The sequence below is a fragment of the Streptomyces sp. ITFR-21 genome (assembly GCF_031844685.1).
Classification (GTDB): domain Bacteria; phylum Actinomycetota; class Actinomycetes; order Streptomycetales; family Streptomycetaceae; genus Actinacidiphila.
The window spans coordinates 2,064,155-2,076,778 of the sequence record NZ_CP134605.1 but is presented as its reverse complement, the minus strand read 5'-3'; the positions used below and the strand labels follow the sequence as shown (position 1 = coordinate 2,076,778).

Below are 12,624 nucleotides of genomic sequence, written 5' to 3'. Positions count from 1 at the left end.
AGCGCATGTCACGATTCGACGGCCGCATGCCGGAAGAGCTTCGTCCCGTCACCATCGAGCGGGGGTGGAGCAAGCACGCGGAAGGCTCTGTTCTGGTCTCGTTCGGGGACACCCGGGTGCTGTGCACGGCGAGCGCCACCCAGGGCGTCCCGCGGTGGCGCAAGGGCAGCGGGGAAGGGTGGGTGACCGCGGAGTACTCGATGCTGCCGCGGGCCACGAACACCCGCGGGGACCGGGAGTCCGTGCGGGGCAGGATCGGCGGCCGCACCCACGAGATCTCCCGGCTGATCGGCCGCTCGCTGCGGGCCGTCATCGACTACAAGGCGCTCGGCGAGAACACCGTGGTGCTGGACTGCGACGTGCTGCAGGCCGACGGCGGCACCCGCACCGCCGCGATCACCGGCGCCTACGTCGCCCTGGTCGACGCGGTCGCGTACATGCAGGCCAACCACTTCTTCAAGGCCAAGGCGCAGCCGATCACCGGCAGTGTCGCCGCGGTCAGCGTCGGCATCGTCGGCGGCGTCCCGCTGCTGGACCTCGCCTACGAGGAGGACGTCAAGGCCGAGACCGACATGAACGTGGTCTGCACCGGCGACGGCCGCTTCGTCGAGGTCCAGGGCACCGCCGAGGGCGCGCCCTTCGACCGCGCCGAACTCGACGCGCTCCTCGGCCTCGCGGTCGCCGGCTGCACCGGCCTGACGGCGGCTCAGGAACTCGCTCTGGCGGCGGCCCCCGCCGGCCGGAGGTGACCGCCGTGACCCGCCGCCTCGTCCTGGCCACCCGCAACGCCCACAAGCTCGCCGAGCTGCGGGTGATCCTCGCCGGGACCGGGCTCGACGTCGAACTCGTCGGCGCCGACGCGTATCCCGCGATCCCGGACGTCAAGGAGACCGGCGTCACCTTCGCGGAGAACGCGCTGCTCAAGGCGCGGACGCTGGCGCAGGCCACCGGGCTGCCTGCGGTCGCCGACGACTCGGGGCTGTGCGTGGACGTGCTCGGCGGCGCCCCCGGCGTCTTCTCGGCGCGCTGGGCCGGACGGCACGGCGACGACGCGGCGAACCTGGCGCTGCTGCTCGCCCAACTCGGCGACATCGACGCCCCGCACCGGGGCGCGCACTTCACCTGCGCGGCGGCCCTCGCGCTGCCGGACGGCACCGAGCACGTCACCGAGGGGCAGCTGCGCGGCACGCTGCGGCACACGCCCGCCGGCACCCACGGCTTCGGCTACGACCCGGTCCTCCAGCCCGACGGACACACCGTCACCTGCGCGCAGCTCACCCCGGACGAGAAGAACGCGATCAGCCACCGTGGCAGGGCCTTCCGCGCGCTGGCCGCCGAACTCCCCGGCCTGCTGCCCTGACCGGACCGCCCCGGAGGGGGGCGGGGCCCGCCCGGCCGCGGAGAACGGCGGGGCGGGCCCGGTACGCGTGCGGCCGGTGGGACTCGAACCCACACGGGGTCTCCCCCACTGGGACCTAAACCCAGCTCGGCTGCCAGTTACGACACGGCCGCGTGGCACCTCCATGCTAGCGATCCCGGGCCCCGGCTGTACGGCCGCTTCCGGATCCCCCCGGCGCGGGCCGGGCGGGCTCAGACCTTCAGGTCGCGGATGAGCTTGGCCACGTGACCGGTGGCCTTCACGTTGTAGAACGCCTGCTCCACGTCGCCGTTCTCGTCCACCACGACCGTCGAGCGGATCACCCCGGTCACCGTCCTGCCGTACATGGTCTTCTCGCCGAAGGCGCCGTACGCGGTCAGGACGGCCTTGTCCGGGTCGGCGGCCAGGGTGACCCGCAGCGACTCCTGGTCGCGGAACCTCGCCAGCTTCTCCGGCTTGTCGGGGGAGACGCCGATCACGTCGTAGCCCGCGCCGGCCAGCAGGTCGAGGTTGTCGGTGAAGTCACACGCCTGCTTGGTGCAGCCCGGGGTGAGCGCCGCCGGGTAGAAGTAGACGATGACCTTGCGCCCGCGGTGGTCGGCCAGCGAGACGGGCTTGCCGTCGGCGTCGGGCAGGGTGAAGGCGGGCGCGGGGTCACCGGGGACGAGACGCTCGGACATGGGGACGGCTCCTTCGGCGTGCGGGGTGCCGACGAGGCGCGGGCCCCGCCGTACTGACAGACTGTCCGAACGCTAACGGATTCGGTGAGGGAGGCAGTGCGTGTCGGAGGTTGCCAGGACGCCCGCGCAGATCGAGGCGGAGATCACCCGCCGCCGGCAGGAGCTCGCCGCGACGCTCGACGAGCTCGCGGTACGGGTCCACCCGGTGACGATCGCGCGGGACAGCAAGGCCAAGGCGGTCTCCGCGCTGGACCGTACCGTCGGCCAGGCGTACGTCGCGGCCAACCGCGCGCTGGCGCGGGCCAGGGCCGAGTTCGTGACCGAGGACGGCGCCCCGCGCCCGGAGCGGATCGTGCCGGCCGCGCTGGCCGCCGTGGCGGTCGTCGCGGTGGTGGCCGGTCTCTCGTACCGCCGGCGACGCCGGTAACGTCGTCGCTGTGAGTTCGAACACTGAGCAGGACAAGCTGCCGATCCGCATGCTGCACGACCGGGTCCTGGTGCGGCAGGACAGCGCGGAGGGCGAGCGCCGCAGCGGCGGCGGCATTCTGATCCCGGCGACCGCGGCCGTCGGCAAGCGGCTGGCCTGGGCCGAGGTCGTCGCGGTCGGCCAGAACGTACGGACCGTCGAGGCCGGCGACCGGGTGCTGTACGACCCGGAGGACCGGGCCGAGGTCGAGGTGCAGGGCGTCGCCTACGTGCTGATGCGCGAACGGGACCTGCACGCGGTCGCCGCCGAGCGGCTGGAGGGCGGCGGCGACTCCACCGGGCTCTACCTGTAACCGCCGTCCGTGGCAGTCCGCAACCTCCGCGGGCTCTCGGCCCTCCCGCGGCCGTCCGCGCCCGCCGCCCGTGTCCGCCGGGGCGGGCGGGACACCCGGTGTCCCCCCGCCCCGGCGCCGATCGCCTGCTTCCGCCTCCCGCGCTCCCGGCGCGTCGCGAGCGGCCTGCCCGGCGCGGCCTGCCCCGGGCCGCCGCCGGGGACCGGAAGGCCGCGCCGCGCGGGACGCTCAGCCGCCGTCCGGCTCGCTCCCGTCCACGCCGGCCGGGCCGGCCCCTCCGTCGCCGCCGCCGGGTCCGCCGCCCGGACCCCCGCCGCCGACCCCGCCGGTACCGGTGCCGCCGTCCGTGCCGCCGGTCAGGCCGCCCACCGGGTCGAACGTGTGGGTGTCCGTCGGTGTCGGCGGCGCCGTCGCGGTGTCCGTCGGCTCCGGCCCGGTCGCGCCGCCCGTCGGCGGAGCGCTCGGCGGCTCACTGGTCCGCGGCGGCTGCGTCGTTCGCGGCGGCCCGGAGTCGGCCGGCGGCTCGGTGGTCGCGGCGTCCGTCGGCTCCGCGCCGGGCTCGTCGGTGTGCGCGCCGCTCTGCAACCGGAGGTCGAAGCCCTGCTCCGGCACCCCGCGCAGCGCGTCGGCCGTGTACTGCGCCCACACCTGGCCGGGCGGGCCGCCGCCGTTCATCCGGCCGCCGCCCAGCGCGCCGGTCAGCGGTTTCTGGGCGCCCGTGTCCGGGTCCATGCCGAGCACCGCGACGACCGTGGCCAGCTTGGGCGTGTACCCGGCGAACCAGGCCGCCTTGTCGTCGTCCGCGGTACCGGTCTTGGCCGCCGACGGCCAGCCCGACGCCTGTGCGGCCACGGCCGTCGCCCCGGGGCTGTCGACGACGCTCTCCAGTACCGACGTGGTGGTGTCGGCGGCCCGCCGCGGCACCGACTGGACCGGGCGGCGGTCCGGCAGCTTGAGGTCGTCGCCGTCCTTGCTGACCTTCGCCACCAGGGAGTACGGGATCTCCTTGCCGTGGTTGGCCAGCGTCGCGTAGACCTGCGCCATGTCCAGCGGGCTCGCGCTGGGGTCGCCGAACGCGCCGAGCGCCATCGCGGGTGTGGTGGGGATGTCCACCGACTTCGGCATGCCCAGGTCGTGCGCGGTGTCGATCACCTTGGACGTGCCGACGTCCTGCGCCATCTGCGCGAAAACCGCGTTCACCGACTTGTCCATCGCCCGGGTGACGCTGATGTCGCCGTACGCCGTGTCGTCCTCGTTGGGCGGCCGGTAGCCGGTGGGGCCCTTCGGGCCGATCACCTCGCGCCTGTTGTTGCCGTCGTAGACGGTGTGCGGGGTGATCCGCACGCCGTCCTGGGTGTGCGAACCGTACTGGAGGGCGGCGGCGAGGACCACCGGCTTGAAGGTCGACCCCGGCTGGTAGGTGTCGTTGGTGGCGCTGCTCACGTACTGCCTGGTGTAGTCGATGCCGCCGTAGAGCGCGACGACGTCACCGGTCGCCGGGTCGATCGAGACCCCGCCGGCCCGTACGTACCGGTCGGCCTTCCGGTTGCCGCGCCGGTCGTAGACGTTGTCCTCGGCGGCCCGGACGAGCGCGTCCTCCTTGGGCTTCTGGACGGTGGTCACGATCCGGTAGCCGCCGGCCGCCAGCTCGTCGCTGTCCAGGACGTGGTGGTCGGTGAGGTAGCGGTTGACCGCCTCGATGACGTAGCCGCGCTGCCCGGCCTTGCTCGCGATCGGCTTGGGCTTGCCGATGGCCGGGAAGGCGGTGGCGGCGCGCTGGGCCGGGCTCAGCCAGTTCTCCTTGACCATGCCGTCCAGGACGTAGTTCCAGCGGGCCTTGGCGGCCGGCGCGTTCTCCGGGTGCGCGGCCAGGTCGTACTCGCTGGGCGCGTTGAGCAGCGCCGCCAGGTAGGCGCCCTCGGCGGTGCTGAGGTCGGCCGCGTCCTTGTCGAAGTACGCCTGCGCCGCCGCCTGGATGCCGTACGCGTTGCGCCCGTAGTAGCTGGTGTTGAGGTAGCCCTCCAGGATCCGGTCCTTGGACTGGTTGCGGTCCAGCTTGATCGCGATGAAGAACTCCTTCACCTTCCGCGTCGCGGTCTGGTTCTGGTTCAGGTAGTAGTTCTTCACGTACTGCTGGGTGATCGTGGAGCCGGACTGGCGGCCCTTGCCGGTCAGCGTGTTCCAGGCGGCGCGGACCATGGCCTTGGGGCTGACCGCCGACTCGTGGTAGAAGCTCCGGTCCTCCGCCGACAGCACGGCCCGCCGGGCGGTCGCGGAGACCTCGGCCAGCGGTACGTTCTGCCGGTTGACCGCCCCGTCCGTGGACAGCTCGGTCTCGCCGTCGGCGTACAGGTAGACGTTGTTCTGGGCCACCGCCGCCGCGTTCGCGTCCGGGATCGACACCAGAGCGTACCCGGCGAAGAACGCGCCGATCAGCAGCGCGGCGGCCGACAGCACCAGGGCCAGGGACTTCCGGAAGGACGGCAGGACCCGCAGCAGCCCGCCGCGGGGCGGCCGGCCGCCCCGCGGCGCCGCCGCCGGCCGGGGGGCCCAGCCCTGATACGTGCGCGTGCTCGGCACATCACTCATGTCTGGTGGGACCCTTCCGCCGCCGCCGGGGTTGGTCCGTGGCGGAACATGATGGACCAATCGTTACGTACGCTCCCGTACACCCAATAAGTCTCCACCCAACACTGTCGCATCATCTGTCCGGCCGCGGCCGGCGGCGTGCGTCCGTGACAGGGCTGTGACAGGCGTCCGGCGCACGGTCCCCACCCGGACGGGCGAAAACCGTTGGTGGCGCCGGGCAGGTGGGCACTACGCTCGGCCGCTTGCGCCGGGCGGCTGCTCCGGCGGGTCGCGACCCGCCGGGTGGTGGTCCAGGGTGGCTGAGCCGGCCGTGGACACCGGGCCCGGGGGGCCCTGGCGGCACACCGCCGAGTCGCTGCGCACCTACCGGCTGATCGTCGCCATGTGGGTCCGCTCCACCCTGGCCTACCGCACGTCCTTCCTGCTCACCGCGCTCGGCAACCTCGCCGCCACCTGCCTGGACTTCGTCACCATCGTGCTGATGTTCTCGCACATCACCGTCCTGGGAGGCTTCACCCTCCCCGAGGTCGCCTTCCTGCACGGCACCACCAGCACCTCCTTCGGGCTGGCCGACCTGCTGACGGGGTCCATAAGCGGCTCGGCCGGCGGGTACGCGACGGCACGCTGGCCGAGGCCCCGGTGTTCGCGGACATCAAGGACGACGTGCTCAAGGCGCTGGACGCCTCGGCCTTCGTGGCGCACAACGCGCACGTGGACGCCAACGTTCTTCGGCGCAAGATGCCCGGCTGGACGTGCCCCGAGGTGTTCGACACGCTCAAGCTCGCCCGACGGTTCGTGCCGGACCAGATGGGTTTCCGGCTCGGTTCGTTGGTCGAGGCGTTCCAGCCTGCCGAGGGGCTGCCACATGACATGCGCCCTCACCAGGCGGGCTACGACGCCTTGGTTGCGGCCCGTCTCTTCGTCCGGCTCGCCACGGCGGCCGGCTCGCTGGAAGAGCTGCGCGGTCTACCGCCGGACGGGGGTACCGATGAAGCTCAGGCCCTTTTCTGACCACGACCGAGGCATGTTCATCAGCGTGGACGGCCCCAGCGGCGCGGGCAAGAGCACCATTGTCGACCACCTGGCCCGGATGCTCGTGGCAGCGGGCGAGCAGGTACACGTAACCGCGGAGCCGTCCACTGGCCTACCGGGCAGCTCTGCCGGGAGTTGACCGAGACCGTCACCGGTCATGCGCTGGCATGCTTGTACGCGGCCGACCGCTACCACCACGTGGAGACGGAAGTCCGCAAGCACACCGAGGCGGGGCCGACGGTCATCAGTGACCGCTACCTTCCGTCCGCGTTGGTCATGCAGCGGTGCGACGGGGTAGACCCGGCGTTTCTCTGGAACCTCAACGCCGAGGTGGAACGTCCCGACCTCGCGGTCATCCTCGAAGCCGACCCCGAGGTCATCTCAGAACGGCTGCACGACCGGGGTGCGCATAACCGCTTCCAGCTCTCGCCGGGCAGCAGCCACGCCGAAGCGCGCTTCTACCGGCAGGCCACGGAGCGGTTGGTGCAAGCGGGCTTCGACGTGCTGCGGGTGGACTGCGACCAGGGGCCGCCCCAGAAGTCGGCCGCGTTCATCCGTGACCGTCTCCTGAGCTTCTTCGCTCCGAGCGAGACGTAGTCGGCATGGCTGCGACGACTGCTCCCGAGGGCCCGGCCGTAGAGCGCGATGGACTCAACGCGCTTGCCACGGTGGTCGTGAACGAGCACACCGACGACTACGGCTTGTGTGCTGTGTGTGCTGTGTGTGCTGTGTGTGCTGTGTGTGCTGTGTGTGCTGTGTGTGCCGTGTGGCTGTGCCTTCCCGTGCCAGCGGGTCGCCCTCGCTGAGCGCGTCCCTGCGCGCTGAGTCGCTGTTGTCGTTCCGAACTTGAGGGCGGCGTTTTCACTGGTCAGGCATGGGTTCGGTGATTTCGTGGGAGTTGTGGCCTGTCGGGTTGTTACTCGCCGGGGAGGCCGGGATGCCGTCGGTTGTCGGACTGCTGGAACAGCACGAGCTCGCTGCTCGTCGTCGCGTTGGCCGGCTGCGGGAGGAGGCCGACCGGATCCAGGCCGAGCTGGCCGCGGCCGAGCTGGAATGGCAGGAGTGGACGGTCGCCCGCAGGCGCGTCGATACGGTGCTGGCACCCGGCAGCGCCGAGACCATCAGCACGAAGACCACCCCGGATCCGCCGGGCGAGCACGTGCCGGCGGTGCCGGCGGATGCGGTGAAGCCGGGATCGCAGGTGCCGGTGTGGCGTGAGGGCCTCGGCTGGTCGGTTCTGTCGGTGGACTACCAGCGCATCGTGCAGCTCCTCGCGGACCGTGTCCGGCTTCATCAAGGGCCGCTGACCTGCCAGGAGATGGCCGCATCGTTCGGTATGGACGCGGTGCCGGCGCGGGTGGAGGGCTTGCGGGCGAAGGCGAAACGCCTGGTCGCCCGTGGCTGGCTGGCCGAGCCCGGCCCGGGCCGGTTCACGCCTGCTGCGGGTGTGTCCGGGCCAGGCGGCGGGTCATGAGCAGGGTCATCGACCAGTAGACCATCGCCTCGGCGGTGGTGGTGCGGCGCTCGTAGTCGCGGGCCAGCCGGCGGGTGCGCATCAGCCAGGCGTTCGTGCGCTCCACAATCCACCGTTTGGGCAGCACCACGAAGCCCTTCTGGTTGTCGCTGCGTTTGACGACCTGCAGGACCAGGGCGAGTACGGCCAGGCAGTGCTCGACGAGGCTTCCGGTGTAGCCGCTGTCGGCCCAGACCAGGGCCAGGCGGTGGTGCGCGTCGGCCACCCGCTGGAGCAGGACCGTCGCGGCGGTGCGATCGCCGATATCCGCGGCGGTGACCATCACGCCAAGCAGCAGGCCGAGCGTGTCGACGACGATGTGCCGCTTTCGGCCGTTGATCAGCTTGCCGCCGTCGAAGCCGCGGCTGTCGGTGCCGACGACGGCATCGGCCTTGACCGACTGTGAGTCGATCACCCCGGCCGTCGGCTCGCTGTCCCGGCCGACACGGGTACGGACCTGCCCGCGCAGCCGGTCGTGGAACTCCCGGGCCAGGCCATGGTCGCGCCAGCGGCGGAAGAACGCGTAGACCCGGTCCCACGGCGGGAAATCAGCCGGCATCGCACGCCACTTGATTCCGTTGTCGACCAGATAGCGGACCGCGTCCAGTATTGCCCGGTGGCAGTACGCCTCCGGCTGCCCGCCCCGCCCGCGCATCCAGCCCGGTACCGGCAGCAGTGGCCGAACAGCAGCCCACTCGGCGTCCGTCATGTCCGACGGATAACACTGCTGACGCGTTCCGTTGTCGGCGGCGTTTCCGAACCGGTGAGCCAGACAGTCACACTCCCGGGCGACCCAACTGGACTGTGCTGCCGTCGAGACGGAACACTGCGGCACCGGGGCCTCCTGATGTTGCTCGGTGATTCGACACCAACGAGCTGTTCAGGAGGCCCCACCTCTATGCGCCCAAGCCTCCGAGACCACCCAATCGGGACTCCCGTTCGACACGCATCTCTCAGGACCGGAACGACAACAGCGACTGAGACGCGCCAAAGAACCGGTCGGGCCGGTGGCGGTGGTTGAAGGAGCCGCTCCTGGTCCAGCGGTTCATCGCCTCGAACGCGATCAGGGTCAGACGCCGGTCGATCGCGCTCTGCGTCACCTTCGCGTCCTGCACGCAGTGCGGCCAGCCCCACAGCACCTGGCCCTCCCGCAGCTCCGCCGGGTCCTCGTGCAGCGGCTTGGCCAGCAGGATCACCTCGCACTGCGCGACCAGCTCGGCCCGGCTGCGGAACCCGCCGACCGGGGGCGCCAGCCGGCTGTCCGGGACCCCGAAGTCCGCTCCGTAGCCGCTCTGCAGATAGATGGACCCGCCCAGGTCCTCGCCGATCCGGTCGAAGTGCGCGGGGTGGACGGGCAGACGGCGCTCGTTCTCTTTACGGGTCTGCGCCGTGCTTCCGAGCTTGAGCTGCTGAAAGATGCCCCTTTGGTTACTCCCTGTCTCACACACCCGTGGAGACGGGGGCGCCCGCGAGGCGGTGGGGCTTCGCGGGCGCGGGGGCGGGCGCGGAGTACGGGGCCGGTGCGGGTGCCGGGCCGGTGCGGGGGGACGCCGGCCGGCCGCGGCGGGAGCCGGGCGGGCCCTACCAGCCGTCGGCGGCGGACAGGGTGACGTCCACCAGGCGGTCGGCGGCATCCGGGTGGCCCTGGGCGCGGGACCGCGCGGCCATGGCGGTGCGCCGGGCGGAGTCGACCAGCAGCGGGCCGACGGTGTCCCGCAGCCGGTCCGGCGACACCTCGCCCAGCAGCGCCACCGCGGCGCCGGCCTTGTGCAGGCGGCGGGCGTTCTCGGACTGCTCGTCGCCCGCGGAGGAGGCGAGCGGGACCAGCACGGCCGCCTTGCCGAGGGCGGTCAGCTCGGCGACCGTGCCGGCGCCGCTGCGGGAGACCACCACGTCGGCCAGGGCGAGCACGTCGGGCAGTTCCGGCCCCACGTAGCCGACCGCGTGGTAGCGGACCGCGAGGTCGCCGGTGAGCGCGGTGGCGGCGTGCTGCCGCAGCTCGGCCACGTGCTCGGGACCGCACTGGTGGACGACGTTGGCGTGGCACAGCAGCCACGGGAGGACGTCCCGTACCAGCTCGTTGAGCTGCGGTGACCCCTGGGCGCCGCCGGTGACGTAGACGGTCGGCAGCCGCCGGACGAAGTCCTGGAGCCCCAGGGACAGCACCGCCTTGTCGGCCTGCCCGGACAGGATCTCCGGCCGTACCGGGTTGCCCGTGACCTCGGCCGTCGCCCGCGCGGACGCCGCCAGCAGCGGCAGGGTCTCCTCGGACGACACCGCCACGCGGGTCGCCCGGTGGGCGAGCGAGCGGTTGGCGAGATCCAGCCGTACCGTCTGCTCGTGCACCACCAGCGGGCGCCGGCACAGCCGGGCCGCCAGGCCCACCGGGACCGCGACCTGGCCGCCGGTCGCCAGCACGACGTCGGGGTGGAAGTCGGCGACGATCCTGCGGGCCTGGGCGATGCCGAGCGGCACCCGGCTCATGTCCTTCACGTTGGCCGGCGAGACCGTCTTCAGCGGATTGCCGGTCCGGCGGATCCTGCCGGTGACGACCGAGGCGAACCGGATGCCCTCGCCCTCCGCGACCCGCGACTCCAGGCTGTCGGCCGCTCCGACCCACAGCACGTCCAGCGGCCGGCCGACCGCCGTGAGCCGGGAGCGCAGCGTGCGTACGGCGGTCAGCGCGGGGTAGGTGTGCCCGCCGCTCCCGCCCCCTGTGACGATCAACCGGAAGGCCGGCTGCGGCTCGGGAGGCCGCTGCGGAACCGGCGGGAGTGGGTTCACGGTGCCACTGCTCACGTGGAAGCCACCAATCTCGCTGCGCCGGGCCGTGACCCAGGCCAGGGGCGCCGGGCCGCGACCCGGGCCATGGGGTAGTCGAACATCGCGGACGATAGCAGGCACCCGCGCACGGCCCCGCGTCTTTCGGACGCCTGCCGGGCCGGGCGCCGGGCGGGCGGGAGCGGGGGGCGGCAAGAAGCGGGCGGGACGTTTGGGGGGTGTCCGGTGCGGGGCGGTGGGTGCGGGGAGTGGCGTGCGGGTGCTGTGGTGCGGGTGCTGTGGTCGGGGGTCCCGGCCTGCGTCGACGGGCGGCCCGCGGGGCTGCTTCCGGGCTCCCCCGGGCTGGGCCGGTGGGTGGTCCGCGGGGGCGGACGCGTTCTTCCTGGTCTGGGTGGGGGCGGGGGAAAGGGGGGCGGGAAGGGGGGTGGGCGGTGAGAATGCGGGGGTGGAGCGAATGGATGCGGGGCGTGGGAATGGGCTGGGGCCGGCTGATCCGCCGGGGGAGGTGGCGGACGCGGACGCGGTGAGGCGGCGGGGGGTGCGGCGGATGAAGGGGATCGCGACCGGGTTTCTGGCGGTCGCGACGGTGGTGTACGTGCTGGCGAAGTGGCTGGGGTCGGGCGGGTGGGCCGGGTATGTGGCCGCGGCGGCGGAAGCGGGGATGGTGGGCGCGCTGGCCGACTGGTTCGCGGTGACCGCGTTGTTCCGGCATCCGCTCGGGGTGCCGATTCCGCACACGGCGATCATCAAGACGAAGAAGGACGCGCTGGGGGAGAGCCTGGGGGACTTCGTCGGGGAGAACTTCCTGTCGGCGGCGGTGGTGCGGACCCGGCTGCGGGCGGTGGGGATCGGGTCGCGGCTGGGGGGATGGCTGGCCGAGCCGGCGAACGCGGGCCGGGTGACGGAGCAGGCCGCCGCCGCGCTGCGCGGGGTGCTCACGGTGCTGCGGGACGCGGACGTGCAGGCCGTGGTCGGCGAGGCGGTCACCCGGCGGGCGGAGGCGCAGGAGGTCGGGCCCGGCCTGGGGACGATGCTGGAGCGGGTGGTGGCGGACGGCGGGCATCGCCGGATGGTGGACCTGGTGTGCGTACGGGCCCGCGACTGGCTGGTGGAGCACGGCGACTCGGTGATGAGCGCGGTCCAGGACGGCGCGCCGGGGTGGACGCCGCGCTTCGTGGACCGGAAGGTCGGCGAGCGGGTCTACAAGGAGCTGCTGCGGTTCGTGACCGAGATGCGGGACTCGCCCGAGCATCCGGCGCGTGGGGCGGTGGATCGTTTCCTCGGCGACTTCGCGACGGAGCTGCAGACCGACCCGGACACCCGGGAGCGGGTGGAGCGGCTGAAGAAGGACCTGCTGGAGCGGCCCGAGGTGCAGGAGCTGATCGCCTCGGTGTGGGGCGCGGTCCGCGGGATGGTGGTGGCCGCCGCCGAGGACGAGCAGAGTGAGCTGCGGCGGCGTACCCGGGCCTCGCTGCTGTCGCTGGGGGCCCGGCTGGCCACGGACGAGGGGCTGCGGGCGAAGATGGACAGCTGGCTGGAGGACGCGGCCACCTACGTGGTGACCACCTACCGCGACGAGATCACCTCGTTGATCAGCGACACGGTGGCGGGCTGGGACGCGGACCAGACCTCGGAGAAGATCGAGGCGCACGTCGGGCGGGATCTCCAGTTCATCCGGATCAACGGGACCGTGGTGGGGGCGCTGGCCGGGCTGGTGATCTACACGGTGTCCAGGGCGGTGGGCGGCTGAGCCCTGCCGGGCCCAGCCGGTGGGCGGTTCGTCCACGGGCTGGGCAAGGGCTTGCGTCGGGACGGGGTGGGATCGGAGGATCGGACAGACATCCGATGACTGGTCCGCCGGCCGGGTGTGCG

The 12,624-nt window shown here is 72.7% G+C and carries 13 protein-coding genes, 1 tRNA gene and 1 pseudogene; 9 read left to right on the top strand and 6 right to left on the bottom strand.

From position 1 onward, the window contains the following. Positions 1 to 5 precede the first annotated feature (5 nt). The gene (gene rph, locus RLT57_RS09240; protein ID WP_311296885.1) at positions 6 to 749 is read left to right on the top strand and encodes a ribonuclease PH; all 744 of its coding nucleotides are present in this window, start codon (positions 6 to 8) and stop codon (positions 747 to 749) included. Beyond that, positions 746 to 1,360, top strand: a complete 615-nt coding sequence (rdgB, locus tag RLT57_RS09235; RefSeq protein ID WP_311296884.1) for an RdgB/HAM1 family non-canonical purine NTP pyrophosphatase — start codon at positions 746 to 748, stop codon at positions 1,358 to 1,360. Before rph ends, rdgB begins: the two co-directional genes overlap by 4 nt. A 68-nt stretch (positions 1,361 to 1,428) precedes the next feature. Here rdgB and RLT57_RS09230 read toward each other — a convergent pair. Beyond that, a tRNA-Leu gene (locus RLT57_RS09230) sits at positions 1,429 to 1,512 on the bottom strand. A gap of 78 nt (positions 1,513 to 1,590) precedes the next feature. Next, complete coding sequence (bcp, locus tag RLT57_RS09225) at positions 1,591 to 2,058, bottom strand: thioredoxin-dependent thiol peroxidase (RefSeq protein WP_311296883.1); 468 nt, start codon at positions 2,056 to 2,058, stop codon at positions 1,591 to 1,593. Between the two features lie 100 nt (positions 2,059 to 2,158). Here bcp and RLT57_RS09220 point away from each other — a divergent pair, with 100 nt between their 5' ends. Both RLT57_RS09220 and RLT57_RS09215 read left to right on the top strand, forming a co-directional pair. Then, the gene (locus RLT57_RS09220) at positions 2,159 to 2,485 is read left to right on the top strand and encodes a DUF3618 domain-containing protein (RefSeq protein ID WP_311296882.1); all 327 of its coding nucleotides are present in this window, start codon (positions 2,159 to 2,161) and stop codon (positions 2,483 to 2,485) included. A gap of 49 nt (positions 2,486 to 2,534) precedes the next feature. After that, entirely contained in the window at positions 2,535 to 2,837 is a 303-nt protein-coding gene (locus tag RLT57_RS09215) for a GroES family chaperonin (RefSeq protein WP_399129805.1), read from the top strand. Positions 2,838 to 3,065: 228 nt separating this feature from the next. On the opposite strand, the gene RLT57_RS09210 is transcribed toward RLT57_RS09215, so the two are convergent. Continuing rightward, positions 3,066 to 5,426: a transglycosylase domain-containing protein gene (locus RLT57_RS09210; RefSeq protein WP_311296880.1), complete on the bottom strand. Its 2,361-nt coding sequence runs from the start codon at positions 5,424 to 5,426 to the stop codon at positions 3,066 to 3,068. Positions 5,427 to 5,721: 295 nt separating this feature from the next. Here RLT57_RS09210 and RLT57_RS09205 point away from each other — a divergent pair. From RLT57_RS09205 to RLT57_RS09190, 4 genes and pseudogenes are all read left to right on the top strand, one after another. Then, positions 5,722 to 6,089: pseudogene (locus tag RLT57_RS09205) on the top strand (ABC-2 family transporter protein); the annotation flags it as partial. Further along, the gene (locus RLT57_RS09200; RefSeq protein WP_311300644.1) at positions 6,066 to 6,437 is read left to right on the top strand and encodes an exonuclease domain-containing protein; all 372 of its coding nucleotides are present in this window, start codon (positions 6,066 to 6,068) and stop codon (positions 6,435 to 6,437) included. The pseudogene RLT57_RS09205 and the gene RLT57_RS09200, both read left to right, overlap by 24 nt. A gap of 156 nt (positions 6,438 to 6,593) precedes the next feature. Beyond that, complete coding sequence (locus RLT57_RS09195; protein ID WP_311296878.1) at positions 6,594 to 7,055, top strand: dTMP kinase; 462 nt, start codon at positions 6,594 to 6,596, stop codon at positions 7,053 to 7,055. Positions 7,056 to 7,395: 340 nt separating this feature from the next. Beyond that, positions 7,396 to 7,932 (top strand): hypothetical protein, encoded by a 537-nt coding sequence (locus RLT57_RS09190; RefSeq protein ID WP_311295897.1) that lies wholly within the window; start codon positions 7,396 to 7,398, stop codon positions 7,930 to 7,932. Here the strand turns inward: RLT57_RS09190 and RLT57_RS09185 are convergent. The 3 genes from RLT57_RS09185 to RLT57_RS09175 form a co-directional block, all read right to left on the bottom strand. Beyond that, positions 7,889 to 8,680 (bottom strand): IS5 family transposase, encoded by a 792-nt coding sequence (locus RLT57_RS09185; RefSeq protein ID WP_311295896.1) that lies wholly within the window; start codon positions 8,678 to 8,680, stop codon positions 7,889 to 7,891. The genes RLT57_RS09190 and RLT57_RS09185 overlap by 44 nt on opposite strands. A gap of 244 nt (positions 8,681 to 8,924) precedes the next feature. Continuing rightward, positions 8,925 to 9,419, bottom strand: a complete 495-nt coding sequence (locus RLT57_RS09180; protein WP_311296877.1) for a hypothetical protein — start codon at positions 9,417 to 9,419, stop codon at positions 8,925 to 8,927. A 133-nt stretch (positions 9,420 to 9,552) separates the two neighbouring features. After that, positions 9,553 to 10,698 carry a UDP-N-acetylglucosamine--N-acetylmuramyl-(pentapeptide) pyrophosphoryl-undecaprenol N-acetylglucosamine transferase gene (locus RLT57_RS09175; RefSeq protein ID WP_311300643.1) on the bottom strand — a complete coding sequence of 382 codons (1,146 nt, stop codon included), beginning with the start codon at positions 10,696 to 10,698 and terminating at the stop codon, positions 9,553 to 9,555. Positions 10,699 to 11,197: 499 nt separating this feature from the next. Between RLT57_RS09175 and RLT57_RS09170 the strand changes: the two genes are divergently transcribed. Further along, positions 11,198 to 12,502, top strand: coding sequence for a DUF445 domain-containing protein (locus RLT57_RS09170; RefSeq protein WP_399128328.1), 1,305 nt, complete (start codon positions 11,198 to 11,200; stop codon positions 12,500 to 12,502). Positions 12,503 to 12,624 lie beyond the last annotated feature (122 nt).

What these genes read in the sequence shown, in the direction of transcription:
- rph (WP_311296885.1), top strand. Translation starts at nt 6, where the DNA reads ATGTCACGATTCGACGGCCGCATGCCGGAAGAGCTTCGTCCCGTCACC.
- bcp (WP_311296883.1), bottom strand. Translation starts at nt 2,058, where the DNA reads ATGTCCGAGCGTCTCGTCCCCGGTGACCCCGCGCCCGCCTTCACCCTG.
- RLT57_RS09215 (WP_399129805.1), top strand. Translation starts at nt 2,535, where the DNA reads ATGCTGCACGACCGGGTCCTGGTGCGGCAGGACAGCGCGGAGGGCGAG.
- RLT57_RS09210 (WP_311296880.1), bottom strand. Translation starts at nt 5,426, where the DNA reads ATGAGTGATGTGCCGAGCACGCGCACGTATCAGGGCTGGGCCCCCCGG.
- RLT57_RS09190 (WP_311295897.1), top strand. Translation starts at nt 7,396, where the DNA reads ATGCCGTCGGTTGTCGGACTGCTGGAACAGCACGAGCTCGCTGCTCGT.
- RLT57_RS09185 (WP_311295896.1), bottom strand. Translation starts at nt 8,680, where the DNA reads ATGACGGACGCCGAGTGGGCTGCTGTTCGGCCACTGCTGCCGGTACCG.